Origin of the sequence: Aeromicrobium sp. CF4.19, assembly GCF_051262555.1 — a bacterium.
In the GTDB taxonomy this organism is placed as follows: domain Bacteria; phylum Actinomycetota; class Actinomycetes; order Propionibacteriales; family Nocardioidaceae; genus Aeromicrobium.
The window spans coordinates 200538-226821 of record NZ_JBIMEU010000006.1 but is presented as its reverse complement, the minus strand read 5'-3'; the positions used below and the strand labels follow the sequence as shown (position 1 = coordinate 226821).

The following is a 26284-nucleotide window of genomic DNA, read 5'->3' as shown; positions in this document are numbered from 1 at the left end:
GTTGCTCATCGGTTCTTCTCCAACTCCGCGTAGACCGCGGCCTCGTCCTCTTCCGACAGCCAGCCCAGATGCCAACCGAAGTCACGCTCCATGAATCCCACTCCCTTGCCCTTCATCGTCTTCGCGATGACGACGGCCGGCTTGGATCGTTCGCAGTCGTCGCGAATCGTGCGGAAGGTGCCGACAACCTGCTCAACGTCATGACCGTCGATCTCCCACACGTCCCAGCCGAACGACTCCCACCGGTCACGCAGCGGCTCGATCGAAATGACGTCCTCGACCTTCCCGTCGAGGCAGTACCCGTTGCGGTCAATGACCGCGACCAGATTGGACACGTCGTAGTGGCTTGCCACCGCGGCTGCCTCCCAGACCTGGCCTTCCATCTGCTCCCCATCTCCGAGTAGCACCCAGGTGAGGAAGTCCCGGTTTGTGTATCGGCCGCCCAAGGCGATGCCAAGACCCACCGACAGATTGTGTCCGAGCGACCCGCTGCTGAAGTCGATGCCGGGCACTTTGGTCATGTCGGGGTGGTCTCCGAGCGGGTTCCCGAGGCGCGTGTAGTTGTTCAGCACTTCGCTGTCGAGGTATCCACGTTCGGCCAAAAGCGGGTACTGCCCCACCGCAGCGTGGCCCTTGCCCATCAGGAATCGATCGCGATCAGGGTCTCGCGGGTCGGTCGGATGGAGTCGGAGCGTGTCGTGGTAGAGCGCAGCCAGGATCTCAGCGCACGAGAAGGTCGACGAGTAGTGACCCGTCTTCGCGATGGAGATCAGGCGTACCGTCTCAGTCCTCACGAAGTGCGCGCGATCCCTGACCTTCGCGATGGTCTCTTCATCGACCTTCAACACGCGACCTGGTGTGACAGGCACTTGGCCACCCTCTTTCAACTCTGTGCCATTCAATGGACATATGTCAGTATGATGGCACAAACCTACCCTGATGTGAAGGAGCTGACCGTGACCACCTCCACCTCCGCCAGAATTGCGGGCTTTCCGCACCGCTACGTACAGGGCTCGGGCGTCCTCGACGCGATCGGGGAGCATGTGAGTCGAGCCTTGATCGGAGGTGTCACCGACGCGGCGATCGTCATCGATTCCGAGCTCCGCCCCCGTCTCGAAGCACGCATCACGACATCACTCATGTCTCATGGCGTCGCACCTCTGGTGCTGGACTCCACCGACGAAGTGACCCACCAATCGGTGAACATCCTGGCTGACGCGATTCGTTCCCACATTTCCCCGCGTTCCGTAGTGGTCGGGATAGGAGGAGGCAAGACCATTGATCGCGCACGTGCCGCCGCACACATGTGCGACGCGCCCTTGGTGACGGTTCCCACGATCGCATCGAACGACAGTCCCGCCGCCATGGCCGTGGCCCTTTACGGGGAGGATCACCAACTGGTAGAGGTCCTTCAGACCGGCCACAATCCGTCACTCGTCTTGGTCGACACAGCTCTGGTCGCCAGCGCACCGGCTCGTCTTCTGTCTGCTGGGATCGGAGACGCCATCTCGAAGAAGTTCGAGGCGGCCGCATGTGCCACGGTGGGTGGTCTCAACTCTCACGGCACAACGCCGCTCATCACCGGCCTCGCGATCGCGAACGCTTGCTACGACACTCTCCGTGAACACGGCGCCGAGGCGGTCAGAGACGTCACGCGCGGCACCAACACCACCGATGCAATCGAGGCCACGGTCGAAGCCACCGTGTTGATGTCCGGGTTGGCCTTCGAGAACGGCGGCCTGTCGATCGCGCATTCCATGACGAGAGGGCTCCAGGCCATCCCGCCCAGCGCGGAAGGCATGCACGGCGAGCATGTCGCATACGGGCTACTTGTACAGCGCGCCCATGAGCGTGTTGACGACGATGAACTCGAGGATCTACGACGCTTCCTCACATCGGTGAACCTGCCGATTCGTCTCGGCCACTACTCGGGCACGGAGCCGACCGCGGATGACATATCAGAGCTGGTCGATCGGACCATGAACGCGCCCCACACGCACAAGTCACTCCACCCCGTCTCCCCGAAGACGCTGCGGGAGGCCGTCGATCGCGTCGAGCGCCGCGAATAGAGCTCACCGCTCCAAAGCGCCGGAGTGTCGATCGTTGGCCAACGACAAGTACAGCAACACACCATCGCTTCTGCGCTCGTCGGAGGACGACGACGAGGACTGCCAGGGTTTGGTTGACACTCTGACCTGCCCCATGGTCGTTTCCAGATTTGCTGTGAAGTCTCAAGCGGGGATGGGGTTCTTCTCGGAGAGTAGTTCGTGCTCGATGGGCGTGCGGTAGTCCAACGAGGAATGGCGGCGTTGTCGGTTGTAGAAGATCTCGATGTAGTCGAAGATCGCGTTCGACAGCTCGAGGCGGGTCTTCCACTTCCTGCGGTTGAGGAGTTCGATCTGCATCGATGACCAGAACGATTCCATCATCGCGTTGTCGAGACCGTCACCGACGCTGCCGAATGACGGCATGAGTCTTGCTTTGCGGATCGCGTCGCCGAAGGCCCAGGACGTGAACTGGACGCCGTGGTCGGCGTGGACGATCCCGCCCGGCTCGGGTCGGCGGTTGCGGATGGCCAGTCCCCGATAGGCGAGAGGCGCCGTGATGATCCTGGCCAGAGAGAACGTCTAAGGGTCCGCCTGTTTGCAACAACGCCGCCGCCGAAGCTTGGGTAGCGTCGTTGCATCTGAGCGCCCTACCAACGCCGCGACGCAACCTCATTGAAGGTCGTTGCGTAGGACTCGACTGCTGCCTTCGCACGCTCTAAGTTCCCGCCGAACAGACCCGCCTTGAGCGGACCCCACTCTGAACCGTCGCGCTCGAGCTCGTACGCCCACGCTGTGACAGGACCGTTTTCCATCCGGAGCCCGTCGCGGGCGGCGCGGCCGAACCAATGACTGCTGCGGTGGCGGCGGCCACCCTCAGCCACCGGACTAGTCAGGTAGGCGTCATCAGCGAGGATGCCCACGAACACCTCGGCGCGTTCGAACTCGGCCTCCCAAGCCTGGTCATCGGCATGCTGGTCCACGAACTGCGGCTTCAAAACTTTAAACATCCAGTTGAACTCGGCCGCGTATCCGGCCCGCATGTGCTTGTTGTCACCGAGCTCGACGAGCACGTCGTCGATGGTTCGACCGTCGTCTGCGGCGTAGGAGAGCATTGCCGCGACTGCACTGCCCTGCCTAAACGCCTGGTACGGGTCGGTGAGGTCGAGCAGCCCCATCGGACTTCCGCCATAGCGTGAGTGAACGACGGTGGGGTCGACCACCAGCGCGCGCAGGTTGTCCCAGCGTCGGTCAGAGACAGTGGCGATGGCGGCTGTCATGACGGCGAAGCTTCCTGGAAGGCGGCGCTGGTCGGTGAACACGTCGTATCCGCCCATAACGGCGGTCGACGCCTCGACCATGCGGCGGATGCCGGTCACCCACGGTGTGAGAGCAGGGGGCTCAGCCCAACGAGCCGCAACGCGCAGGGACGCACAGAAGGGTTCGGCCAGGAGCCATGTGTTGTGGGCGTGCTTGGCGACGATGCCGGCCTGCTCGTTGTTGGTTCCCGAGATGTTCCCGGTGCCGAACGCGTCATCGCGCAGGGTCGCGACGACGCGGTTGGACTCCTGTGTGATGAGGTCATCGAGGGCGATGCGTCGGCTTGAGTCGGGCAGCATCTCCTTGGTCAAGGAACGGAGCATGTCGGACCGGGCAGCCTCGGTGGCCTCGGCGACGGCGGCCATGGTGGCGGTCGGGCTGAGCGTCCGCTCCCCCATGAGCCGAGTGATGGTGGTGACGAGCGAGGCGGCCTCGGCGGCGAGGCCGGACCCGAACAGGTCGACGTAGTTGAGGTGGTCGAGGCCACGGCCGGCGCCGAGGTCCCACTCGGGCAGGTCGCCGTTGTCGAACCGGACGGGAATGAGCCACTTGTGGCCGGGCGGGAGCTGGCGGAACTCGTCGACGGCCAAGGTCAGCTCTTCGTTCATGTGGGACTTCCCCTTGGTGCGCGACTCCCCGGAGAAGCAGGCAAGGAAGACTAGGGATCCGTTGCGAATCGCGCGCCTGATCTCGGCTCGCCAGTCGTCACCGGGGGCGAGGTCCTTCCGATCGCGCCAGTATGGGATCTGCGCAGCTTCAAGGACGGCGCACAGCTGGTCGACTTGGTCGTTGTTCTCGTGCACGTAGGAGATGAACACATGCTTTTCGCTCGCGGGGGCCACGAGTTCAGCCTAAATCTGACCACTGACACGGGTGCGACAGCGAAGGTCGCGGGTCGGCGCGTTCTTACGCCTGCTCGCCGACTGACCTTCCACCGTCGGCGCACACCGTCACTCTGGCGCCTCACCACGGCGCAGTGGTCTTACGCACTGCCGTTCCAAGGTTTTCCTTACGCATGGACTGAGATCGGTAGGTTACATGGACTGGGGTCGACGGGGCGCCAGCGTCGCTGCAGGCCAGGGGGTTTCGCAAACACCCCACCGTGTGATCTCTCAAGAGATCGGAGACACCTGAACCTGCAGCGGCGGGTTCGGGTGTTCTCGTTCCTGGAGTTGTTCGTCTCGCTCTGGGTCGATGGTCGGCCCGCAAGGAGCCCACCGCAGCGGCGTCGACGACGCTGGTGTGGGCGGTCATGTCGTGGGGTGCCGACCTACTGCCGGACCCGCCTGAGCCCTGGGATGGAAAGGTTGGGGTCGATGAACCCGACCGATCCCGTCACTCCCCAGGCCGACCCGAGCATCCCGGAGCTCCCGGCACCGTGGGTCGCGCGCGTGCCCACCTACGGTGACGTCGAGGCCCTGGTGCAGCTGCGCCACCTCGATGAGCTGCAGGGCACCGGTGAGGCCCACGTCGATCCCGAGGGCATCGAGAACGAGGTGGCCGGGCAGGCCTCCTGGACGAGACGCCAGCTGATCGCCGTCGGCCCCGACGACGTCCCCCGCGCCTGGATCACGGTGCACGACCGGGCGGCCGGCCGTGCCCTCGTCTGGGGCTACTTCGACCGGGACGTCGAGGAGGTCGACGAGATCGCCGACGTCCTCTACGCCTGGGCCGAGCAGGCCGCCGTCGTCATGGCACGCCTGCGTGCCGTCACTGAGACCCGGCTCGACGAGAGCCCGTTCGGCGGCGACGAGCGCCAGGTCGGCTGGCTGCGACGGACGGGGTACTCCAAGCGCCGCACCTGGCTGCACATGGAGCGCCCCGTGCACCCCGAGGACGCCGAGCTCGAGCCCCGCGCGGGTGTGTTCGTGCGGACGGTGGACAAGCACGAGAACGGACAGCCCGTCGCTGCGGAGCTGCAGGTCGTGCACCAGATGCTCGAGTCCTCCTTCGAGGACCACTTCAACAACTACCGGGAGTCCTTCCCCGAGTTCGTGCAGCGCATGCGCGAGGAGACCGGCCACCGGTGGGACGGGTGGTGGCTGGCCTACGTCACCGACGAGCAGGATGAGTGGGTTCCCGCCGGCGCCGTCGTCTGCTCGGTCCTGCCCGGCAAGGACGGCGGCCCGGAGGGCTCCTACATCGAGTACATCGGGGTCAACCGGCACGCCCGCGGCCGGGGCGTGGCCAAGTCGCTGCTGGCGGCCGTCATGGCCGACGCCGCAGAGCGCGGCCGCAACCGCATCGGCCTGGAGGTCGACGACGACTCCCCCACCAGCGCCGACCAGCTGTACCGGTCCCTGGGTTGGGAGACCGACTACGTCACCGACTCCTGGTTCAAGGACCTCGTCGTCGACTGACCAGGTCCGTCGGGAAGGACACGGGAATGACGAGCGGTCGCAGCGGGGACGAGACCACCGACGACGAGCGATGGATGGTCATCAAGGGTCGCCGGTGGCGGCGCACGGACCCGTCCCTGCCGTCGGAGGTCGTGGAACGGCTCACCTCCCACCTCGGCCGCGGTCGCTCTGCCGTCGGGCCGGCGCGCAAGGCCGGCGACGAGGAGCGGCTGGCTGGCGCGCGGACGCGGGTCGGGCTCGCGAAGCTCGGCCTCGGCGAGCGCGGACCGTACTGGTGGGAGGTCGATGAGTCCGACCGGCTCGCCCAGGCCGAGCAGGCCCTGCGCGACCTGGACCGCCTGGACGACGCCTGAGCGGAATTCACCCGGAGCCGAACCGTGCCCGGGCCGTCTCGCTGTTCCGGCCGATCGGCTCGGACCGACCCGCCGCGGCGAGACCCGTCACCGGCATGTTCCCGTAGAGCGACTCGTGCCGCCCGGGGCCGACGAGATAGGTCTCGTGGTAGATGCCGACGTCGCCGTTGCCGCCGGTTCGTCGGTTGAAGCGTCGCCAGGCCGGCAGGTGCGGGTCATCGGGGTTCTTGGCGAACCGTTCGAGCTGATCGACGCTGCGCCAGTACTGCACGAGCGTGATCGAGCGCCACCCGATCAGCAGCTGGCTGGCGAGAAGGCCACGCTCGGGATCCCTCGTGAGCTCGATGAGCATGCGCGGCATGGCCACGAAGACCGGGAGCCACTGATGGACCTTCCAGATCTTGTTGAACCGCATCCCGATCAGGAAGACCACGAACTCGCCGTCGATGCGGGCCGTGTACCTGCCGGGCTGAACCTGTGTCGCCATCGTGGACCTCCGTCGCCGTTCATGGATAGTGCGTTGATCCATAATGGATACTGCTACTATCCATCCATGATGTCAACGGCGGCCGCGTGAAGGTCTCCGAGCTCGCCAAGCGCAGCGGAGTCTCGATCCCGACGATCAAGTACTACCTGCGCGAGGGACTGCTCCCGACCGGGACACCCACGGCGACCAACCAGTCCAGCTATGACGACGAACACCTGCGGCGTCTGCGCCTGGTCCGTGCCCTCATCGACATCGGCGGGCTGCAGATCGCCCAGGTGCGCGCGACGCTCGGCGTGGTCGACGACGACTCCGCACCCCTGCACGAAGCCTTCGGCGCGGTGATGACCGGGCTCGCCGAGCTGCCGTCGTCCCCTCCACCTGACGACGTCGCGGTCGCCGAGGTCGACGTGGACACGTGGCTCGAGTCTCGGAGCTGGACGGTCGCGCCGGGCGCCCCGGCGCGACGACGCCTGGCCGAGGCTCTGACGACCCTGCAGCGGTTCGGCATCGCGATGGGGGCGGCTGACCTCGACCAGCACGCCGACTTCGCCGAGCAGGTGGCACGCCTGGAGGTCGACTTCGCTCTCGCCGCGCCCGATCGCGTTGCCGCCGTGGAGACGATGCTCGTCGGCACCGTCGTGCTGGAGCGCGCACACGCGGAGGTCCGACGGCTCGCGCTCGAGGCGGTGAGCGCCGCGGCGCGCCCCGACCCCAGCCCGCCGCCGACCTCGAGCCGGAGCCCCTCACCTCCCCCAGGGTGACGCCGTGACGATCTTCGGAACCCCCTCGACCGACGGGGCGACCCGTGTCCTCGTGCTCGGCTCCGGCGAGCTCGGCAAGGAGCTCGTCATCGAGCTGCAGCGCCTCGGCGTCGAGACGATCGCCGTCGACCGCTACCCGAACGCCCCCGCGATGCAGGTCGCGCACCGCAGCCACGTCATCGACATGCTCGACCCGGCCGAGGTCCGCCGCGTCGTCGAGCTCGAGCAGCCGCACTGGGTGGTGCCGGAGATCGAGGCGATCCACACCCCGACCCTGCAGGAGCTGGAGGCCGAGGGGGTCACCGTCGTGCCCACCGCCCGGGCCGCGCGCCTGACGATGGATCGCGAGGGCATCCGCCGGCTGGCCGCCGAGGACCTGGGCCTTCCGACGTCGCCCTACCGCTTCGCTGGGACGTTCGAGGAGGTCTCCGCCGCCATCGAGGAGATCGGGACGCCGTGCGTGGTCAAGCCCGTCATGTCCTCCTCCGGCAAGGGCCAGTCCGTCGTCCGCGGCCCCGGCGACATCGAGCCGTCGTGGGCCTACGCGCAGGAGGGCGGTCGCGCCGGGGCCGGTCGGGTGATCGTCGAGGGCTTCGTGCCCTTCGACGTCGAGATCACGCTCCTGACGATCAAGCACGCCGCGACCGACGGCGGGCCCGACGTCGTCTCCTTCTGCCCGCCCATCGGCCACGTGCAGGTGGACGGCGACTACCGCGAGTCCTGGCAGCCACAGGCGCTGCCCGACGGCGTGCTGGAGCGCGCCCAGGAGGTGGCCGCCGCCGTGGTCGGCGATCTGTGCGGGGAGTCCGGACGTGGCCTGTTCGGCGTCGAGCTGTTCGTCCACGGCGAGGAGGTCATCTTCTCCGAGCTCTCCCCCCGCCCGCACGACACCGGCCTCGTCACGCTCGTCTCCCAGGACCTTTCGGAGTTCGCCCTGCACGCGCGCGCAGTGCTGGGGCTGCCGATCCCCAACGTCCGCACCCGCGGCGCGGCGGCGTCGTGCGCCGTGCTGCTCGAGGGCGAGATCGACGCACCTCGGTTCACCGGCGTCGAAGCGGCCCTCGTCGACCCCGACACGAGCCTCCGGCTGTTCGGGAAGCCGGCGGTGTCCGGACGCCGCCGGATGGCCGTCACCCTGGCCCTCGGCGACGACGTCGAGGCCGCCCGCGACCGGGCTCGACGAGCCGCCGAGCACCTGCACGTCGTGGACTGAGCCGGTCACCCGTCGTTCATCGTCCTGCGGTTGCGCCCGACCACAGGCTCAGTAGCGTCGGATTCAACCACCCCCGACGGAAGGCTCACCATGCCCACACGCTCCGCACGCACTGCCTGGGACGGCGGCTTCGAGGACGGCTCCGGCCAGGTCGAGCTGTCCAGCTCCGGACTCGGCACGTTCGAGATGTCCTTCCCCAAGCGCTCCTCCGAGGACGGTGGGGGCGCCACCAACCCCGAGGAGCTGCTCGGCGCCGCGCACTCGGCGTGCTTCACGATGCAGCTGACCGCCGTGCTCGGCCAGAAGGGCGGCACCGTGCAGTCCATCGAGACGAAGGCCGACGTGTCCCTGGGTGAGGACCCGGCCGGTGGCTTCAAGATCCACACCATCGCCCTGACCGTGCGCGGCCAGGTGGACGGCGTCGACGAGGCAGGGTTCATGGAGGCGGCCGAGGAGGCGAAGACGAGCTGTCCCCTCAGCAAGGCTCTCGCCGGCGTGGACACCATCACGCTGGACGCGACCTTCGAGAGCGCCTGACTCCAGCTCCACCGATCACCACGACGACGCCGGCGCCCGCGCGCCGGCGTCGTCGTGCGTGCCCGGTCGAGACCGGGGGCGGACGAACGCGACCAGAGGGCCCGATCGCTCCCAGCGGGAGTGCGTCCGGGCCGCGATGCCGGTCAGCTCCCCGGCCCCGACACCCGGGTTCCGGTGGCCGCCTGAAGAGTCGAGACCACCGTCCACCGACAGGCCGAAGCCCAGCCCGGATCGGCGAGGTCGTCGCGCTAGGATTGTGGTGCACCGCGTCCGGGTGCGCAGGCGAAACGACGGAAGAGGCGATTCAGGCCGTGGCCGAGTCCTCACAGTCATCCCCCGACTTCGGCACGAACCAGTGGCTGGTCGAGGAGATGCGCGACCGATACAAGTCCGACCCCGAGTCGGTCGACACCTCCTGGCAGGAGTTCTTCCAGGACGGTGCCGGCTCCTCGACCAACGGCTCGGCCCCGCCCTCGGCCACCGAGCCGGAGGCTGCGAAGGACACCGAGCCCGCGGGCACGTCGACCGAGGCCGGCAAGGCCACGGCCCAGCGGACCGAGTCCGAGAAGACCGAGGAGCGCAAGGAGCCCGAGGCCGAGAAGCCTGCGGACGTCAAGCCACCGGCAGCCAAGAAGGACCCGGCGCCCGAGCCCAAGAAGCCCGAGCCGAAGAAGTCCGAGGCCAAGAAGCCCGGATCCACCGGCGACCAGCCCACGGGTCCCGGCGAGGTCGAGCGCAAGCCCATGCGCGGTGCCGCCGCCCGCACTGCGGCCAACATGGACGCCAGCCTGGAGGTCCCCACCGCCACCAGCGTGCGCTCCGTCCCGGTCAAGCTCCTGTTCGACAACCGGGTCGTCATCAACAACCATCTGGCTCGGGCCCGAGGCGGCAAGGTCTCCTTCACCCACCTGATCGGCTACGCCGTCGTCAAGGCACTCTCGGCGATGCCGGAGATGAACACCGGCTACGACGTCGACGAGAAGGGCAAGCCGGTCCAGCTCAAGCCCGAGAACGTCAACTTCGGGCTCGCGATCGACCTGCCCAAGTCCGACGGCACCCGCCAGCTTCTCGTGCCGTCCATCAAGGCGGCCCAGACGCTCGGCTTCGCGGAGTTCTGGCAGGCCTATGAGGCCATGGTCAAGAAGGCCCGCGACGGCAAGCTCCAGGTCTCGGACTTCCTCGGCACCACCGCCAGCCTCACCAACCCCGGCGGCATCGGCACCAACCACTCGGTGCCGCGCCTCATGGCCGGCCAGGGCGTCATCATCGGCGTGGGCTCGATGGAGTTCCCACCGGAGTTCCAGGGTGCGTCGGACCACACCCTCGCCCAGATGGCGATCTCCAAGATGATGACCCTCACCTCCACCTACGACCACCGCGTCATCCAGGGCGCCCAGTCCGGTGAGTTCCTGCGTCGCATCCACCAGCTCCTGCTCGGCGACGAGGAGTTCTACGACGAGATCTTCCGCGCGCTGCGCATCCCCTACGAGCCCATTCGTTGGGCCCGCGACATCCCCGTCAGCCACGACGACGAGGTGCACCGCCAGGCCCGCGTCCTGGAGCTCATCCACGCCTACCGCGTCCGCGGTCACCTGATGGCCGACACCAACCCGTTGGAGTACCGCCAGCGCAGCCACCCCGACCTGGACGTCGCCCAGCACGGCCTGACGCTGTGGGACCTGGACCGCGAGTTCGCCACCGGCTCCTTCGCGAGCGGCTCGGGCAAGCGCTTCATGAAGCTGCGCGAGATCCTCGGCGTCCTGCGCGACTCGTACTGCCGCACCATCGGCCTGGAGTACATGCACATCCAGGACCCCGACGAGCGCCAGTGGCTGCAGGACCGCATCGAGATCGGTCACACCAAGCCTCCCCGCGAGGAGCAGCTGCGGATCCTGCTGAAGCTGAACCAGGCCGAGGCCTTCGAGACGTTCCTGCAGACCAAGTTCGTGGGGCAGAAGCGCTTCAGCCTCGAGGGCGGCGAGACGACAGTCCCGCTGCTGGACGAGATCTGCGAGGAGGCCGCCGGCGACGGCCTCGACGAGGTCTGCATCGGCATGGCCCACCGCGGCCGCCTCAACGTGCTGGTCAACATCGCCGGCAAGAGCGCCGGCCAGGTGTTCCGCGAGTTCGAGGGGAACATCGACCCCCGGACCGTGCAAGGCTCCGGCGACGTCAAGTACCACCTCGGCGTCGAGGGTGAGTACTCCTCCGAGCACGGCGACACGATCAAGGTGTCCGTCGCGGCCAACCCCTCGCACCTGGAGGTCGTCGACCCCGTCCTCGAGGGAATCACCCGCGCCAAGCAGGACCGGCTCGACCAGGGCGAGGCCTTCCCCGTCCTGCCGGTGCTCGTGCACGGCGACGCGGCCTTCGCCGGGCAGGGCGTGGTGGCCGAGACGCTCAACCTCAGCCAGCTGCGCGGCTACCGCACCGGCGGCACCATCCACGTGATCGTCAACAACCAGGTCGGCTTCACGACGAGCCCGTCCTCGTCGCGCTCCTCCACGTACTGCACCGACGTCGCCCGGATGGTCCAGGCGCCGATCTTCCACGTGAACGGCGACGACCCCGAGGCGTGCATCCGTGTGGCGGAGCTGGCCTACGCCTACCGCAAGACCTTCAAGAAGGACGTCATCATCGACCTCGTCTGCTACCGCCGACGCGGTCACAACGAGGGCGACGACCCCAGCTTCACGCAGCCCCTGATGTACGACACGATCAACGCGAAGAAGTCGGTGCGCAAGCTCTACACCGAGGCGCTCGTCGGACGTGGCGACATCACGCTCGAGGAGGCCGAGGAGGCGCTGTCGGACTACCAGGCCCAGCTCGAGCGCAACTTCGCCGACGTCAAGGAAGCCGCGGCCGACCACTCCTACACCCGTGCGCCGGACTACCCGGAGAAGCCCGAGGAGCCCGAGGCCGGTCTGCAGACCGCGGTCACCCCGGAGATGCTCAAGGCCGTCGCGGAGTCCTACACCGCGGTGCCGGAGGGCTTCGCGGTGCACCCCAAGGTGCTGCCACAGCTGCAGCGACGTGCCGCGTCGATCACCAGCGGCCCGATCGACTGGGGCACCGGCGAGATCATCGCGATGGGCTCCCTGCTGCTCGAGGGGCGCCCCGTGCGCCTGGCGGGGCAGGACTCACGCCGCGGCACGTTCTCCTCGCGGTTCGCCACGATCATCGACCGCGTCAACGGCAGCGAGTGGACTCCGCTCGCCCACGTCGGCGAGGAGCAGGCGACGTTCTACGTCTACGACTCGCTGCTGAGCGAGTACGCCGCGCTCGGCTTCGAGTACGGCTACTCCGTGGCCCGTCCCGAGGCCCTGACGATGTGGGAGGCGCAGTTCGGCGACTTCATCAACGGTGCCCAGATGGTCATCGATGAGTACATCAGCGCCGGCGAGACCAAGTGGGGCCAGAAGTCCGGCGTGGTGCTGCTGCTGCCACACGGCTACGAGGGGCAGGGCCCGGACCACTCCTCAGGTCGGATCGAGCGCTTCCTGACGCTCGCCGCCAACGACGAGATGACCATCGCCCAGCCGTCCAGTCCGGCGTCGTACTTCCACCTGCTGCGCAAGCAGACGTTGGAGGCCGAGCACCGTCCGCTCATCGTCTTCACGCCGAAGTCGATGCTGCGCAGCAAGGCCGCGGCCTCCCAGCCCGAGGACTTCACCGCCGGCACGTGGGAGCCCGTGATCGGCGACACCTCGGTGGACCCGGAGTCCGTCGACCGCGTCCTGCTGTGCTCGGGCAAGATCGGCTGGGAGCTCTTCGCCGACCGAGCCACGCGCGAGGGCGACGACCCCCGTACCGCCATCGTGCGGGTGGAGCAGCTCTACCCACGGCCGATCGAGCAGATCAAGGCCGAGCTCGCACGCTACTCCGGCCTCAAGGAGGTCCGGTGGGTGCAGGACGAGCCGGCCAACCAAGGCCCCTGGCCGCACGTGTCGCAGCACTACCAAGGTGAGCTGGGCGGTCAGTCCATCGTGCCGATCACGCGTCCGGAGTCCTCCACGACCGCGGTGGGATCCAAGTCCCGCCACGACGAGGAGAACAAGGCGCTCATGGATGCGGCCTTCGGCTGACGGTCACGTCGACGCCGGCCCTTCGAGAGGCGCTGAGGAACATGTACTTCACGGACCGCGGCATCGAGGAGCTGCAGACCAGGCGGGGTGACGAGGAGGTCTCCCTCGCCTGGCTGGGCGAGCGCATGATCGAGTTCGTCGACCTCAACCCTGATCTGGAGGCCCCGGTCGAGCGCTTCGCCACCTGGCTCGCCCGCCTGGACGACGAGGACTGATCACCTCCCCGGTTCCGCCGAGTGGCGCAGATCTGCGATTTCGAGACGGCGTGTCGCGCAGATTCGCGCCGCTCAGGGTCGGTTTTGCGCCACTCGAGAGGTGGGCTCACCGGGACGCCGCGGTGGGCTCTCGCGGACGAAACGCGCCAGCCTTCGGTCCAGGGCTCGACGACCCGACGGGGACAGGCTCGATGCCGCCACCTCCCGCCGCCACGACTCCACCCGCGTGGGGTCGTGCCGCCTCTCCAGGGCCTCGTCGGCGTCGCGAAGGATGCGGTCGGGGTCGCGCAGGATCTCTGCGGCGATGTAGCCGTATCGTTCGAAACCCCGCCTGATCAGCTCCTTGTCCCGGGTCAGATCCCGCTCGTGCTGCCGTCGGTCTCGGTGGTCTGACCCGTCGTACTCAGCCAGGCGACGAGTTCCCCTGATCCGCAGGTCGGCGCGCGCGATGACGACCCCCATCTCGTTCGTGATGACGGCCTGCGGCTGCACCGCGACGCCACCCAGCACGTGCAGCAGCCGCAGGAAGGTCTCCCACGGGGACTCGCTGCGCTCGTCGACGATGTCGAGGGCTCGCCGGAGAACTCGAACGCCGCGCCGCCCGGGGACCATCGTGCTTCGAAGCTCGGTGACCGTGAGGTCGCCGTGATGCAGGGCCCCGTCGATCACCGCGACCAGATCGATCAGCCTCAGGTGCTCGGCGAGCTCGACGACCGTCCAGGCCGGGGAGGCGACCGGCACGCCGTCGACGTTCTGTCGGTGGGTCCGTGGGATGCGACACCGACGGACGTAGACGCCGCGCCGGTCGTGGTGCGGCGCCTTGCCGTCGCTGCACGCGATGATCAGGGGCAGGTCAATCTGCGGCAGCCACCAGCCCCGGAGGCGTGCACTCGTGAGGTGGGTGAAGACCGCGTCGTCCGGAAGAACGAGCCTGACGGCGCGGCAACGACTGGCGAGGTCGTCCACCTGCGACCGGAGCATCGCGACGCCGTCGACGGGGCGGGCGAAGTCATCGGTGCGCAGCAGGGCCGCGCTCCAACCGTGCGCCGTGGCCTCGCGGCTGAGAAAGGGTTCCATCCCCCGATGGTGTGGCCGCGAGCCGTCTCAACGGCACTGTCGGGCGCGTACCTGTGGACGAGGCCGGCACGCCGACGTCGATGTGGACGAACCCTGATCGGTGCGAGCACACGACACCCCACACGACGATCTCGCCGACTGGCGCAAACTCGTCCCCCACTGGCGCAGATTCGTGCGACGCGCCGTCTCAGAATCGCGAATCTGCGCCACTCGGCGAGAACCGGGGTCAGAGGGTGAGGACGATCTTGCCGAAGACGTCGCCGGAGGCGACGGCGCCGATGGCCTCGGCGGCCCGGTCCATCGGGATCTCGCGGTCGATGAGCGGGCGCGTGCCGGTGACGTCGAGGAACTCGACGAGTCGGCGCAGCTCCTCGCGCGTGCCCATCGTGGAGCCGTGCACCCGCATCTGCTGGAAGAAGATCCGGGTCAGCTCGGCCGCCTTCGGGGCGTCGCCCGACGTCGCGCCGGCGATGACGATCGTGCCGCCGGGACGCATGGACTTCACCGAGTGCGACCACGTGGCGGCGCCGACGGTCTCGATGACGGCGTCGACCTTCTGCGGCAGCCGCTCCCCCGAGTCCAGCGCCTCATGGGCACCGAGCTCGAGCGCCCGCCGGCGCTTCGCCTCCTCTCGACTCGTGGCGAAGACGCGGAAGCCGGCGGCCCTGGCCAGGGTGATCGCGGCCGTGGCCACACCGCCTCCGGCGCCCTGCACCAGGACGGCGTCGCCCTGCTTGAGGTCGGACTGGGTGAACAGCATGCGGTAGGCCGTCAGCCACGCCGTCGGCAGGCACGCCGCCTCGGAGAAGGACAGGCCCTCGGGCTTGGGGACGACGTTGCGGCGCGGGACGGCGACCTTCTCGGCGAAGGTGCCCGGATGCTTCTCCGAGAGCAGCGAGCGCTTGGGGTCCAGCGTCTCGTCGCCGGACCAGGACGGCTGGCTGATGACCGCGTGGACGACCACCTCGTTGCCGTCCTCGTCCAGGCCGGCGGCGTCGCAGCCCAGGATCATCGGCAGCGACTCCTCGCGCAGGCCGACGCCTCGCAGGCTCCAGACGTCGTGGTGGTTGACCGAGGCCGCCTTGACGGTGACCGTCGTCCAGCCGTCCGGCACCTCAGGATCGGGCTGCTCCCCCACGACCAGGCCCTTGATCGGGTCCTCGGGGTTGATCTCACCGGCATAGACAGCGAACATCGGCACTCCTGGGTGTGGGGGTCAGTAGGGTCTGCGCGCCAGGCCCTCTCGGCGGGCCGTGTCGGTCACGGCCCTCGCGACGGCCGTCGCGACCCTGGGGTCGAACGGCGAGGGGATGACGTAGGTCTCGGTGAGGTCGTCCCCCACCAGGTCGGCGATGGCGTGGGCCGCGGCGAGCTTCATGCTCTCGGAGATCGTGGTGGCCCGCACGTCCAGAGCACCACGGAAGATGCCGGGGAAGACCAGCACGTTGTTGATCTGGTTCGGGAAGTCCGAGCGGCCCGTGGCGACGACCCGCGCGTGACGCTGCGCGACGTCGGGGTGGACCTCGGGGTTGGGGTTGGCCATGGCGAACACGATGGCGTCCGGTGCCATCGCGGCCACAGCCGACTCCTCGACGGTGCCGCCGGAGACGCCGATGAACACGTCGGCATCCACGAGGGCGTCGTCGATGGTGCCCGGTTCGGCCCACGGGGCACACTGCTCGGCGAGCAGCTCCTTGACCGGGTTCATCCCCTCGCGCCCGGGCACGAGGACGCCCGTGCGGTCGACGACGCTGATCTTGTGCACTCCCGCCGAGCGCAGGATCGCGCAGATGGCCACGCCGGCCGCCCCGGCCCCGGAGATGACGACCTTGAGGTCCTGCAGGTCCCGGTCGGTCAGTCGCGCGGCGTTGACGAGCGCGGCGAGCGTCACGACGGCGGTGCCGTGCTGGTCGTCGTGGAAGACGGGGATGTCGAGCCGCTCGATCAGGCGGCGCTCGATCTCGAAGCACCGCGGGCTGGAGATGTCCTCCAGGTTGATGCCGCCGAAGGTGGGGGCGAGCCGCACCACGGTCTCGACGATCTCGTCGATGTCGGTGGTGTCAAGCGCCACGGGGATGGCGTCGACCCCGCCGAACTGCTTGAAGAGGACCGCCTTGCCCTCCATGACCGGCATGGCGGCCGAGGGGCCGATGTCCCCCAGCCCCAGCACCGCCGTGCCGTCGGTGACCACGGCGACGGTGTTGGAGACCCACGTGTAGTGGTGCGCCATCTCCGGGTCGGTGGCGATGGCCTCGCACACACGGGCGACCCCCGGCGTGTAGGAGAGGGAGAGGTCGTGGGCGTCCCGCAGGGGCACCGTCGCGGCGACCTCCATCTTCCCCCCGCGGTGCAGGGCGAAGACGGGATCATCGGGATCGGGCGCGGTGACGTCAGGGGGGACGTGCGCGCCGCTGTCAGTGGCAACCATGAGCGTGAAGAAGGTCCTCGGGGGCGGTCCGGGAGTGGCGCTCGGTGGGACCGGTCTGGTCCGACGGCGCCAAGGGGATGGAACGGGTCGTGCCCATCGAGGAGTCTTTCACATGCCCGGATCCGCGTTCAGGGCGCGGGTGACCGGCGGCGAGAGCAGGCAGCCGAGCGCGAGGAGGGCGCTCACCGCGAGGGTGGTCGGGATCCACCAGACGTCGCCGCGGAAGTTGTAGGAGAGCAGCAGCTGGATGAGCTGGGAGAACACGAGCAGCCCTCGCGCCCACGCCTCGCCCTTGAGCACCCGCGCCACGCCCACGAGGAGCAGGACGCCGAAGAACCCGAGGAAGATCGCCGTGCTGATGCCCAGCCCGGCGCGGCCGGGGTCGATGAGCGTGGCCTCGGTGACCCCGAGCGCGATGAGTCCGAGCGCCTCGGCGCTGATCACCACGGCGGCCACGAGCAGCAGCCGACGGGCCGCGCCCCGCGGAGGCGTCGGCGCGGCCGAGGGGTCGTGGCCGATGGGGTCGTCGGGCTGCGCATCCACACCCACCAGCGTACGGGCCACCGTGGGGCCGGCGTTCACACCGACGTCACCTCCGTGTGACACAACAGACAACCCTGCAGGCCTCGACAAGCCTTGTGTTCACGGTGCTTTGTTGAAAACATGAGCAGTGCGCCTCGGAGCGTCCTGCCACAGCGGGCCGACCGGGTTTGCATTCACCACACGGGAAGGAGACATCGTCATGGACTGGCGCCATCACAGCGCATGCCTCGACGAGGACCCTGAGCTCTTCTTCCCCATCGGCAACACCGGCCCGGCCATCATGCAGATCGAAGAGGCCAAGGTCGTGTGTCGCCGTTGTGACGTCCGTGATCAGTGCCTGCAGTGGGCACTGGAGTCCGGTCAGGACCATGGCGTCTGGGGAGGCATGAGCGAGGACGAACGTCGTGCGCTCAAGCGCCGCAACGCCCGGGCACGCATCCGCACCGCCTGAGCTTGCCACGCAGCGATCGAACCCCGTACCCCGAGTGGGTACGGGGTTCTTTGGCGCCAGGGCACGTCTCCCGATTCAGGCCCCGACGGTGATGGACACGGTCGTCCCTCCCCGAGGGCCGCGCTGGAAGGCGAGGGTGCCGCCGAGCTCGGCCTCCACGAGCGTGCTGACGATCGACAGGCCCAGGCTGGCCGTCGGGTCGAAGTCCACAGGCAGGCCGATGCCGTCATCACTCACCCGCATGCGGATGCGGCCGCGGATGCGGTTGACGGCGACGGTGACACGGCCCGCGCCCTCGGGATAGGCGTGCTCGGCGGCGTTCTGCACCAGCTCCGTCAGCGCCATGGCCAGCGGGGTCGCACGCTCTCCGGCGACCAGACCGAAGGTCCCGATGCGCTCGCCGCGGACTCCCGGGCTGCCGACGTCCAGGACGGTGCGCAGGAGCCTGTCGGCGATGGTGTCGAACTCCACCTGCTCGTCGAAGGACTGGCTGAGCGTCTCGTGGACGAGGGCGATGGAGCCGACGCGCCGCACCGCCTCCTCCAGCGCCTCTCGCGCCTCGGGGACGTCGAGGCGCCGACCCTGCAGCCGCAGGAGTGCTGCGACGGTCTGCAGGTTGTTCTTCACCCGATGGTGGATCTCGCGGATCGTGGCCTCCTTGGAGACCAGCTCCCGTTCCCGCAGCCGCAGCTCGGTGACGTCGCGCAGCAGCACCACGGCGCCGTCGGGGCGCGGACCGCGGCGCAAGGGGATCACCCGAAGCAGCACGGCCGCCGAGGCGTTCTCGACCTCCATCTCCCCCGACACCGCTCCGCTGAGCACCGCATGACCGCCGCGGTGCGTCGGACGACGATCCAGGGTCGCGGTCAGGCCGCCGAGGTCGGAGCCGACGAGGTCGCCGGTGATCCCCAGCCGTCGGTAGGCCGACATCGCGTTCGGGCTGCCGTAGCGAGCGACCCCGGAGGCATCGACCCGGATGAAGCCGTCGCCCACCCGCAGGGAGTCCGCGAGGTCGCTGCGGGTTCCCGGCACGGGGAAGTCACCCTGCCCGATCATGGCGACCAGGCGGGCGGCGCACTCGCGATAGGTCAGCTCCAGGTCGCTCCCGGAGCGTCGACCACCGCCGGGAGCGCGCAGGGCGAGCGCAGCCACCACCTTCTCGCCCCGACGCACCGGGGCGATCTCGACGACGACGGCGCCACGGTCGGTGGACCCCGCCTTCCCCGGCGCGGCGGAGACCCGGCTGCCCGTGGCCAGGACCCGCTCGAGCTCCGGCTCCCCTCCGGACGGCACGAAGGTCCCGACGACGTCCTCCAGGAGCGTCGTGGGGCCTGTCGTCGGGCGGATCTGGGCCGCGGCCCACGTCCCCTTGGACTCCGCGTCGCCCACCCACAGCACGACGTCGCAGAAGGACAGGTCGGCGATGATCTGCCAGTCCGAGACCAGCGCGTGCAGCCAGTCGAGGTCGGCCGGCGTGAGCGCTGTCTGGAACCGGGCGATGTCGTCGAGGCTCGGCACGGGACCAGCCTACGGCCGGGCCGCACCGTCGCTGGGTTGCTCTGGCACGATGGGAGGGATGTCCGAGGCGTACTGGCAGTCCGTGATGCAGACCGGCAAGCGGGTGCCACCTGACCGCTCGCTCGATGAGTCGACCGTGGAGCTCGTGGAGATGCTGGGCCATCCCAACCCCCGCATGCGCGAGGACATCGCGTACCCGCTGCTGACGACGTGGCTCTCCCAGGGCGTCTACGACGAGCTGCTGTCCGGCCTGGGCAACGGCATCGTCCCTGGACTGCGCTACGGCCTCGGGCACGACGGCGACGTCTCGGTGATCCGGCGCTCCTACAGTGCGCTGATGCTGGCCGAGATCCTCGGGCGGGACAACAACGAGCACCTGATGAGCTCCGCGACCGTGCTGGAGTGGGGCGACCTCGCCACGAGCTGGTACGTCCGCGAGCTGGATCACCGGGGCTGGGTCCCCGAGCAGGGTTGGGCGCACGCCATCGCGCACGGCGCCGACCTGCTCGCCGCGCTTGCCCGCTCCCGGCACTTCGGCCGCCTGGAGCTCACGGTGCTGCTCGACGTGATCGCCGACCGGGTCCTCACGCCCACGGCCTACGTCTGGCGCCACGGCGAGGACGACCGGCTCGCCTACGCGGTCATGACGCTGCTGCACCGCAACGCCCTCGACCCCGGCATCGTCGAGCCGTGGCTGGCCCGGCTCGGTGACGGCATCCAGCCGCCACGCACCAGAGGTCACCTGGAGACCGAGTGGCCCTCCCCCGCAGCCGGCAACACCTCGGCGTTCCTGCGGGCGCTGCACCTGCAGCTCGCGCTCGGCGTCCAGGGACGCGCCGATCTGCGCAGCGACGCCGAGCTGTTCGCGGAGCAGCCCGCGCACCGTGCGGACATGCTGCTCGCAGTCCTGGACCAGATCCGTGGCGAGAGCCCGTGGCTGTACCGCCCCACCACGCGGGCCAAGCCGGTCCAGTAGTTGGCTCGGTCTTCGTCCCCTCGGGGTGACTCCCCCCACGGTTAGGCTGCCGTCCATGAGCGACGAGCCCACGACCGAGGCCACCCCAGATCCCGCCGCCGATGCCGGACGCACCGGCCATGGTGGTGTCCACGCCGTCGACGTGGCCCGCGCCCACGGCGTGGAGACGATGTTCACCCTCTCCGGCGCGCACGTCTTCCCGATGTACGACGGTGCCGTCACGGCCGATCCGGCGATGCCCATCATCGACGTCCGGCACGAGCCCACCGCCGTCTTCGCGGCCGAGGCCGTCGGCAAGCTCACCCGCACGCCCGGTCTGGCGGTCCTGACGGCCGGTCCCGGCGTCACCAACGGCGTCAGCCCGGTGGCCCAGGCGCACTTCTCCGGCTCGCCCCTGGTGGTGGTCGGCGGCCGTGCCCCTGCCGGTCGCTGGGGCACCGGCAGCCTGCAGGAGCTGGACCACCCGCCGATCTTCCAGACGGTCTCCAAGTCCGCGACCACGGCGCACGGTGTCGACGACATCGCCCCGACGCTCGACGAGGCGTTCACGCTGGCCGGCTCCTCGCACCGGGGCCCGACGTTCGTCGACGTGCCGATGGACCAGTTCTTCAGCCACACGACCGTGTCCTCGCCCTCGGCCGGCAACACCACCGAACGGATCGAGCCGGACCCCGACGCCCTCGGCGCCGTCGCCCGACTGCTGGCCGATGCGCAGCGGCCCGTCGTCGTGCTGGGCACCGACGTGTGGGCCGACCGGGCGGAGGAGGCGGCGCTGCGCTTCGTCACCGAGACGGGCCTGCCCGCGATCGCCAACGGCATGGGTCGCGGCATCATCCCCGGCGGCCACCCCCAGCTGGTCACCAAGGCCCGCTCCAAGGCGCTCGGTCAGGCCGACCTCGTGGTGGTCGTCGGCACGCCCCTGGACTTCCGCCTCGGCTACGGGGTCTTCGGCGGCAAGGACGAGGCACCGCAGGCCCGCGTGGTGCACCTCGCGGACTCCCCCGGCCAGGTCTCGGCCCACGCCGACCTCGCAGCCAGCGCCGCAGGCGACCTGACCACCTGCCTCGACCACGTCCTCGCGGCGCTGCAGTCGACACCGGGCTCCCGCCCGGACTGGAGCGGCTGGCTCGGCGGGCTGCAGGAGGCCGTCGCCGCCGCGGCCCAGCGTGACACCGAGCTGTTCAGCGCCGAGGCCGACCCGATCCACCCGGCACGCATCTACGGCGAGCTGCTCCCCCGCCTGGCCGACGACGCCGTCGTCATCGGCGACGGAGGTGACTTCGTCTCGTTCGCCGGCAAGTACGTCGAGCCGCAGCGGCCCGGCGGCTGGCTCGATCCGGGCCCGTACGGCTGCCTGGGTGCCGGCATGGGCGCCGCGATGGCCGCGCGCATCACCCGGCCCTCCAGCCAGGTCGTCCTGCTCTACGGCGACGGCGCCGCGGGCATGTCCCTCATCGACGTCGACACCCTCGTGCGCCACGGCCTGCCCGTGGTCATGGTCGTGGGCAACAACTCCGCGTGGGGCCTGGAGAAGGGACCGATGCAGTTCCTCTACGGCTACGACGTCGCTGCCGACCTCGCGCCCAGCACCCGGTACGACCAGGTCGTGACGGCGCTCGGCGGCGGTGGCGAGATGGTCACCGACCCGCGACAGATCGGGCCGGCCCTGGATCGCGCCTTCGCCTCCGGCGTGCCGTACCTCGTCAACGTCATCACCGACGTTGAGGCGATGTACCCGCGCAACACCACGGGTGTCTGACCGGGACAGGTCCCGACTGTCGCGGTGACGTCGAGTGAGGTTACCCTCACTCGGTGTCTGAACCCGCTTCCCCCGACCCCCGGTCCGCAGAGGCCCGGCCGCCGGAGGCAGAGCCCGCCGGCTCGGACTCCACCTCCCCGACCTCCGGGATGCGGCTGATCGGGCGCGCACTCGGCCGGCACCGCCGGCGTCTGCTGGTCGGGTACCCGCTCATCATCCTGTGGCAGCTGAGCGAGACCCTCGTACCGGTCGTCATCGGGCTCGTGGTCGACCGGGCGATCGACGGCGGGAGCTGGGTCGACCTCGCCTGGACGCTCGGCGTCATGGTGGCGCTGTTCCTCGTGCTCAGCAACGGCTACCGGTTCGGCAGCCGCTTCGTCGTGCGCGGCATGGAGACCGAGTCCCACCTGCTGCGGATGGAGATCTCCTCGCACGTGCTGCACCCGCGCGGTGCGCGCACCGACCGGCTGGCGGGCGAGACGCTCTCGATCGCCACCTCCGACGCCGGGCTCGCCCCCCTCGTGATGCGTCAGCTCGGGTTCGCCGTCGCGTCGCTCGCGAGCATCCTCGTGGTCGCCGGGTACGTCCTGCAGGTCGACGTGCTGCTCGGCCTGGTGATCCTGCTGGGTGTGCCCCTCGTCCTGGCGCTCATCCAGGCCCTGGCCCCGATGGTGGCGGATCGCACCCGCCGCCAGCAGGAGAGCACCGCCCGGGTGGCAGGGCTGGCCGATGACCTCCTGCAGGGCCTGCGCCCCCTCAAGGGCATCGGCGGTGAGGACGTCGGCCTGCGCCGCTACCGCACCGCGAGCGGACAGGCTCGCGACGACACCATCGGGGTCGCCCGGTCATGGGGCTACCTCTCCGGCCTGACGACACTGCTCGGTGGTGTGCTGCTGGCCGTCGTGGCCCTGCTCGCCGGGCGCCGCGCCCTCGACGGGGAGATCAGCCTGGGTGAGCTGATCGCCCTGATCGGCCTCACCCAGTTCCTCGCCGAGCCGATGCGCATCCTCGGTGACCTCAGCGCGCAGTTCGCCGCCTGCCGCGCCTCCGCCGGCCGCATCGCGGAGTTCCTGCGTACCCCCCACGTGCTCGGCCCCGGGTCCCGCGCGCCTGATGAGGCCGCCCCGCCCCTGGTCCTGGAGTCCGTCGCCACCGGCCCCCTGCGTGAGGTCAGCCTGCAGCTGCGTCCCGGCGAGCTCCTCGCGGTCACCGTCGACGACCCGGCGACCTCCGACGCCCTCGTCGCGCTGCTGTCCGGCGAGCGCCCCCCGGAGTCCGGCCGGGCGCGGCTCGGCGACGTCGACCTCACCGACCTCACCGTCGAAGCACGCCGCCGCCACCTGCTCACCGTCTCCCACCTCACGGACGTCTTCGAGGGCTCGTTGCGCACCACCGTCGACCCGCGCGGCACCCGCAGCGACGACGAGCTCGCCGCCGTCCTGGCCGCCTCCGCCGCCGACGAGGTCGTCGCCCTGCACCCCGACGGGCTCGACCGCTCCGTCCGCGCGGGTGGTGCCAGCCTCTCGGGTGGTCAGCGTCAACGCCTCACCCTCGCCCGTGCGCTGGCGGCCGATGCCCCGACCCTCGTCCTGCAGGACCCCACCAGCGCCGTCGACGCCGTGACCGAGCAGTCCATCGCCGAGGGCCTGCGGACGGTCCGCGCCGGCGGGCGGAGCACCCTGGTGATCACCTCCAGCCCGGCACTGCTGCAGCGCGCGCACCGCGTGGTCGTCGTCCGCGCCGGTCGCTCGGTGGCCGAAGGCGACCACGCCACGCTGCTGGCGGACCCGGCCTACCGAGAGGCGGTCCTGCGGTGAGTGGCCACGACGTCGCCGTCCACCGGCTCCTGCCCGTGGCCTCGGGCCGCGACACCACGAGGCTCGCCTGGCGTCTCGTGCGGACCCGCACGGCGAGCCTGGCCCTCACGGTGCTCACCTTCGGCGTGGCCGGTCTCGCCGGCATCATCCCGGTCCTGATGATCGGCCGCATCGTCGACGTCGTCCGCGATGGTGGGGACGCCGGCGAGATCACCACCGCCGTGCTCGTCATGCTCGTGAGCGCCCTCGTGGCCGGCCTCTCGACGACGTTCTCCTACGCCGCGCTGTCCATGACCGTCGCACCAGCCCTCGCCGAGCTGCGCGAGGACGTCCTCGACCGTGCCCTGCACCTGGACTCAGAGCGGGTGGAGGCCGCCGGAGCCGGTGACGTCCTGGGGCGGGTGGGCGACGACGTCCGCCGGATCACCGAGGCGCTCGACGAGGCCATCCCGATGCTGCTCACCTCTGTCGCGGCCATCGGCTTCACGGTGGGTGGCCTGTTCTCGCTGGACTGGCGGCTCGGGCTTGCCGGACTCGGCGCCGCTCCCCTGTACGTCATGAGCCTGCGGTGGTACCTGCCGCGCTCCGCTCCCTACTACCGGGACGAGCGCACGGCGGAGGGCGAGCGCGCCGACGCCCTCGTCACCGGGATCCGTGGGGCACCGACCCTGCGCGCCTTCGGTGCGGAGCAACCCGCGCTGGACCGCATCGAGCGCCGCTCGAGCGATGCCCTGGAGATCACGCTCGGCGTCTTCCGCCTGTTCACACGGTTCGGGGCCCGGATGAACTGGACGGAGTGCGTCGGGCTCCTGCTCGTGCTGGGAGCGGGCTTCGCCCTCGTCCGATCCGGTCTCGGCAGCGTCGGCGACGCCACCGCGGCCGCTCTGTTCTTCCACCGGTTGTTCAACCCGATCGGCGCGGTGCTGTTCGTCTTCGACGCCGTCCAGGCCAGCGGTGCCGCCCTCGCCAGGCTTGCCGGCATCGCGCTCCTGCCGTCGACCGCCGCCACCCAGGGTGCCGTGGGCGAGGCCCCCACCCTGCGGCTCGACGGCGTCGCCCACGCGTACGAACCGGACCGACTGGTCCTCTCCGGCATCGACCTGCAGGTCATCCCCGGCGAACGTGTCGCCGTCGTGGGGGCGACGGGGGCCGGCAAGACCACCCTCGGGGGCATCGCCGCCGGCTCCATCACCCCCACCAGCGGCGCCGTCCGACTCGGTGGCCTGGACGTCGTCGGGGCGTCCGAGCCGGTGATCCGCCGCCACGTCGCGCTGGTCTCGCAGGAGGTGCACGTCTTCGCCGGCAGCGTCCGCGACAACCTCCTCCTCGCCCGCGGGGACGCGAGCGACGAGGAGCTCTGGGCCGCCCTGGCCCAGACGTCGTCCGCACCGTGGGTGCGTGGCCTCCCCGAGGGGCTCGACACCCGGATCGGCGACCTCGGCCACCCGATCACCCCGGCACAGGCCCAACAGCTCGCCCTCACCCGCGTCCTCGTGCTGGACCCGGTGGTCGTCGTGCTGGACGAGGCCACCGCCGAGGCCGGCTCGTCCGGTGCCCGTGAGCTCGAGCAGGCGGCCGCCGCGGTCACGGCTGGCCGCACCGCGATCGTCATCGCGCACCGACTCACCCAGGCGATGACGGCCGATCGGGTGCTCGTCATGGAGGCGGGCCGCGTCATCGAGCACGGGACGCACGACCAGCTCGTCGCCGCCGACGGCCGCTACGCGGAGCTGTGGGGCGCGTGGAACGCCGGACGGTGAGCAACGCCTCCGCAGACCGCGTGAGAGGCTGCTGGGATGGACGAGCCCGCCAGCGCCAGCATCCGCCACGTGGTCACCGAGGCCGACACCGCGGCCGCTCTCGGCAGCGGTGACCTCGCCGTCCTCGGCACGCCTCGCCTGCTCGCCTGGTGCGAGGAGGCGACGTGCGCGGCGCTCGAGCTGCCGCAAGGGCGCACGAGCGTCGGGACCCGGGTCGAGGTCGAGCACCTCCTCCCCTCGCCCGTGGGAGCGACCATCTCCGCTCGTGCAGAGCTGGTGCGCAGCGACGGGCGCATGGTCACGTTCCGCGTCGTGGCGCTCGACCAGCACGAGGCAGTCGTCGGCACCGGCGAGATCCGACGGGTGGTCGTGGACCGAGCGCGATTCCTCGACCGGTTGCGACCTGTGGAAGACTAGGGCGTCGACCGTCGTCCGAGGAGGAACCATGGGCAAGACCGGCCGCAAGCGCCGCTCGCGTCGCAAGAAGAACGCGAACCACGGCAAGCGCCCCAACGCGTGAACACACCGAAGCCCCCGCCGCTGGCGGGGGCTTCGTCGTGCTGGGTCCTCGTGCTGGGT

Annotated in this window: 23 protein-coding genes and 1 pseudogene; 15 read left to right on the top strand and 9 right to left on the bottom strand. The window is 69.8% G+C overall.

Going from position 1 to position 26284, the window contains the following annotated elements; translation table 11 throughout:
• Positions 1-5 precede the first annotated feature (5 nt).
• Positions 6-848: a transketolase gene (locus ACHAAC_RS14125; protein WP_435716920.1), complete on the bottom strand. Its 843-nt coding sequence runs from the start codon at positions 846-848 to the stop codon at positions 6-8.
• Between the two features lie 108 nt (positions 849-956).
• Here ACHAAC_RS14125 and ACHAAC_RS14120 point away from each other — a divergent pair, with 108 nt between their 5' ends.
• A complete protein-coding gene (locus tag ACHAAC_RS14120) occupies positions 957-2069 on the top strand; it encodes a glycerol dehydrogenase (protein WP_435716919.1) in 1113 nt (370 codons plus the stop codon).
• 162 nt (positions 2070-2231) lie between these two features.
• Here ACHAAC_RS14120 and ACHAAC_RS14115 read toward each other — a convergent pair.
• Positions 2232-2579: pseudogene (locus ACHAAC_RS14115) on the bottom strand (transposase); the annotation flags it as partial.
• Positions 2580-2695: 116 nt separating this feature from the next.
• Entirely contained in the window at positions 2696-4207 is a 1512-nt protein-coding gene (locus ACHAAC_RS14110; protein WP_435716918.1) for a toll/interleukin-1 receptor domain-containing protein, read from the bottom strand.
• Positions 4208-4681: 474 nt separating this feature from the next.
• On the opposite strand from ACHAAC_RS14110, the gene ACHAAC_RS14105 reads away from it, so the two are divergent.
• Entirely contained in the window at positions 4682-5725 is a 1044-nt protein-coding gene (locus tag ACHAAC_RS14105) for a GNAT family N-acetyltransferase (protein WP_435716917.1), read from the top strand.
• Positions 5726-5751: 26 nt separating this feature from the next.
• Complete coding sequence (locus ACHAAC_RS14100) at positions 5752-6078, top strand: hypothetical protein (protein ID WP_435716916.1); 327 nt, start codon at positions 5752-5754, stop codon at positions 6076-6078.
• Positions 6079-6085: 7 nt separating this feature from the next.
• Here the strand turns inward: ACHAAC_RS14100 and ACHAAC_RS14095 are convergent, their stop codons facing one another.
• Complete coding sequence (locus ACHAAC_RS14095) at positions 6086-6565, bottom strand: DUF4188 domain-containing protein (RefSeq protein WP_435716915.1); 480 nt, start codon at positions 6563-6565, stop codon at positions 6086-6088.
• Positions 6566-6651: 86 nt separating this feature from the next.
• Between ACHAAC_RS14095 and ACHAAC_RS14090 the strand changes: the two genes are divergently transcribed.
• The 5 genes from ACHAAC_RS14090 to ACHAAC_RS14070 all read left to right on the top strand — a co-directional run bounded on the left by ACHAAC_RS14090 (position 6652) and on the right by ACHAAC_RS14070 (position 13376).
• A complete protein-coding gene (locus ACHAAC_RS14090) occupies positions 6652-7326 on the top strand; it encodes a MerR family transcriptional regulator (protein ID WP_435716914.1) in 675 nt (224 codons plus the stop codon).
• Between the two features lie 4 nt (positions 7327-7330).
• Positions 7331-8539 carry a formate-dependent phosphoribosylglycinamide formyltransferase gene (gene purT / locus ACHAAC_RS14085; RefSeq protein WP_435716913.1) on the top strand — a complete coding sequence of 403 codons (1209 nt, stop codon included), beginning with the start codon at positions 7331-7333 and terminating at the stop codon, positions 8537-8539.
• Between the two features lie 90 nt (positions 8540-8629).
• Positions 8630-9076, top strand: coding sequence for an OsmC family peroxiredoxin (locus tag ACHAAC_RS14080; protein WP_435716912.1), 447 nt, complete (start codon positions 8630-8632; stop codon positions 9074-9076).
• A 371-nt stretch (positions 9077-9447) separates the two neighbouring features.
• A complete protein-coding gene (locus tag ACHAAC_RS14075; protein ID WP_435716938.1) occupies positions 9448-13161 on the top strand; it encodes a multifunctional oxoglutarate decarboxylase/oxoglutarate dehydrogenase thiamine pyrophosphate-binding subunit/dihydrolipoyllysine-residue succinyltransferase subunit in 3714 nt (1237 codons plus the stop codon).
• Positions 13162-13202: 41 nt separating this feature from the next.
• A complete protein-coding gene (locus ACHAAC_RS14070; RefSeq protein WP_435716911.1) occupies positions 13203-13376 on the top strand; it encodes a DUF6104 family protein in 174 nt (57 codons plus the stop codon).
• Positions 13377-13448: 72 nt separating this feature from the next.
• Here the strand turns inward: ACHAAC_RS14070 and ACHAAC_RS14065 are convergent, their stop codons facing one another.
• From ACHAAC_RS14065 to ACHAAC_RS14050, 4 genes are all read right to left on the bottom strand, one after another.
• Positions 13449-14453: a hypothetical protein gene (locus tag ACHAAC_RS14065; RefSeq protein WP_435716910.1), complete on the bottom strand. Its 1005-nt coding sequence runs from the start codon at positions 14451-14453 to the stop codon at positions 13449-13451.
• Between the two features lie 226 nt (positions 14454-14679).
• Positions 14680-15648: a zinc-binding dehydrogenase gene (locus tag ACHAAC_RS14060; protein ID WP_435716909.1), complete on the bottom strand. Its 969-nt coding sequence runs from the start codon at positions 15646-15648 to the stop codon at positions 14680-14682.
• Positions 15649-15669: 21 nt separating this feature from the next.
• Entirely contained in the window at positions 15670-16881 is a 1212-nt protein-coding gene (locus ACHAAC_RS14055; RefSeq protein WP_435716908.1) for an NAD(P)-dependent malic enzyme, read from the bottom strand.
• A 108-nt stretch (positions 16882-16989) separates the two neighbouring features.
• Positions 16990-17424 (bottom strand): hypothetical protein, encoded by a 435-nt coding sequence (locus ACHAAC_RS14050; RefSeq protein WP_435716907.1) that lies wholly within the window; start codon positions 17422-17424, stop codon positions 16990-16992.
• A gap of 199 nt (positions 17425-17623) precedes the next feature.
• Between ACHAAC_RS14050 and ACHAAC_RS14045 the strand changes: the two genes are divergently transcribed.
• The gene (locus ACHAAC_RS14045; protein WP_435716906.1) at positions 17624-17875 is read left to right on the top strand and encodes a WhiB family transcriptional regulator; all 252 of its coding nucleotides are present in this window, start codon (positions 17624-17626) and stop codon (positions 17873-17875) included.
• Between the two features lie 75 nt (positions 17876-17950).
• Here ACHAAC_RS14045 and ACHAAC_RS14040 read toward each other — a convergent pair whose 3' ends face one another.
• Positions 17951-19393, bottom strand: a complete 1443-nt coding sequence (locus ACHAAC_RS14040) for a sensor histidine kinase (protein WP_435716905.1) — start codon at positions 19391-19393, stop codon at positions 17951-17953.
• Between the two features lie 58 nt (positions 19394-19451).
• Here ACHAAC_RS14040 and ACHAAC_RS14035 point away from each other — a divergent pair, with 58 nt between their 5' ends.
• Genes ACHAAC_RS14035 through ACHAAC_RS14010 form a run of 6 tightly spaced genes read left to right on the top strand, consistent with a single transcriptional unit; the run spans position 19452 to position 26225 of the window.
• Positions 19452-20369 carry a DUF2785 domain-containing protein gene (locus ACHAAC_RS14035; RefSeq protein WP_435716904.1) on the top strand — a complete coding sequence of 306 codons (918 nt, stop codon included), beginning with the start codon at positions 19452-19454 and terminating at the stop codon, positions 20367-20369.
• A 55-nt stretch (positions 20370-20424) separates the two neighbouring features.
• On the top strand, positions 20425-22128 hold the full coding sequence (locus tag ACHAAC_RS14030) for an acetolactate synthase (protein WP_435716903.1): 1704 nt from the start codon (positions 20425-20427) through the stop codon (positions 22126-22128).
• Between the two features lie 53 nt (positions 22129-22181).
• The gene (locus tag ACHAAC_RS14025; protein ID WP_435716902.1) at positions 22182-23945 is read left to right on the top strand and encodes an ABC transporter ATP-binding protein; all 1764 of its coding nucleotides are present in this window, start codon (positions 22182-22184) and stop codon (positions 23943-23945) included.
• Entirely contained in the window at positions 23942-25705 is a 1764-nt protein-coding gene (locus tag ACHAAC_RS14020; protein WP_435716901.1) for an ABC transporter ATP-binding protein, read from the top strand. Before ACHAAC_RS14025 ends, ACHAAC_RS14020 begins: the two co-directional genes overlap by 4 nt.
• A gap of 36 nt (positions 25706-25741) precedes the next feature.
• Complete coding sequence (locus ACHAAC_RS14015; RefSeq protein WP_435716900.1) at positions 25742-26122, top strand: thioesterase family protein; 381 nt, start codon at positions 25742-25744, stop codon at positions 26120-26122.
• 28 nt (positions 26123-26150) lie between these two features.
• The gene (locus ACHAAC_RS14010) at positions 26151-26225 is read left to right on the top strand and encodes a 50S ribosomal protein bL37 (RefSeq protein WP_407921984.1); all 75 of its coding nucleotides are present in this window, start codon (positions 26151-26153) and stop codon (positions 26223-26225) included.
• Positions 26226-26284: the final 59 nt, after the last annotated feature.

What these genes read in the sequence shown, in the direction of transcription:
- ACHAAC_RS14070 (WP_435716911.1), top strand. Translation starts at nt 13,203, where the DNA reads ATGTACTTCACGGACCGCGGCATCGAGGAGCTGCAGACCAGGCGGGGT.
- ACHAAC_RS14065 (WP_435716910.1), bottom strand. Translation starts at nt 14,453, where the DNA reads ATGGAACCCTTTCTCAGCCGCGAGGCCACGGCGCACGGTTGGAGCGCG.
- ACHAAC_RS14030 (WP_435716903.1), top strand. Translation starts at nt 20,425, where the DNA reads ATGAGCGACGAGCCCACGACCGAGGCCACCCCAGATCCCGCCGCCGAT.
- ACHAAC_RS14055 (WP_435716908.1), bottom strand. Translation starts at nt 16,881, where the DNA reads ATGGTTGCCACTGACAGCGGCGCGCACGTCCCCCCTGACGTCACCGCG.
- ACHAAC_RS14095 (WP_435716915.1), bottom strand. Translation starts at nt 6,565, where the DNA reads ATGGCGACACAGGTTCAGCCCGGCAGGTACACGGCCCGCATCGACGGC.
- ACHAAC_RS14060 (WP_435716909.1), bottom strand. Translation starts at nt 15,648, where the DNA reads ATGTTCGCTGTCTATGCCGGTGAGATCAACCCCGAGGACCCGATCAAG.
- ACHAAC_RS14015 (WP_435716900.1), top strand. Translation starts at nt 25,742, where the DNA reads ATGGACGAGCCCGCCAGCGCCAGCATCCGCCACGTGGTCACCGAGGCC.
- ACHAAC_RS14100 (WP_435716916.1), top strand. Translation starts at nt 5,752, where the DNA reads ATGACGAGCGGTCGCAGCGGGGACGAGACCACCGACGACGAGCGATGG.
- ACHAAC_RS14045 (WP_435716906.1), top strand. Translation starts at nt 17,624, where the DNA reads ATGGACTGGCGCCATCACAGCGCATGCCTCGACGAGGACCCTGAGCTC.
- ACHAAC_RS14035 (WP_435716904.1), top strand. Translation starts at nt 19,452, where the DNA reads ATGTCCGAGGCGTACTGGCAGTCCGTGATGCAGACCGGCAAGCGGGTG.
- ACHAAC_RS14105 (WP_435716917.1), top strand. Translation starts at nt 4,682, where the DNA reads ATGAACCCGACCGATCCCGTCACTCCCCAGGCCGACCCGAGCATCCCG.
- ACHAAC_RS14080 (WP_435716912.1), top strand. Translation starts at nt 8,630, where the DNA reads ATGCCCACACGCTCCGCACGCACTGCCTGGGACGGCGGCTTCGAGGAC.
- ACHAAC_RS14075 (WP_435716938.1), top strand. Translation starts at nt 9,448, where the DNA reads ATGCGCGACCGATACAAGTCCGACCCCGAGTCGGTCGACACCTCCTGG.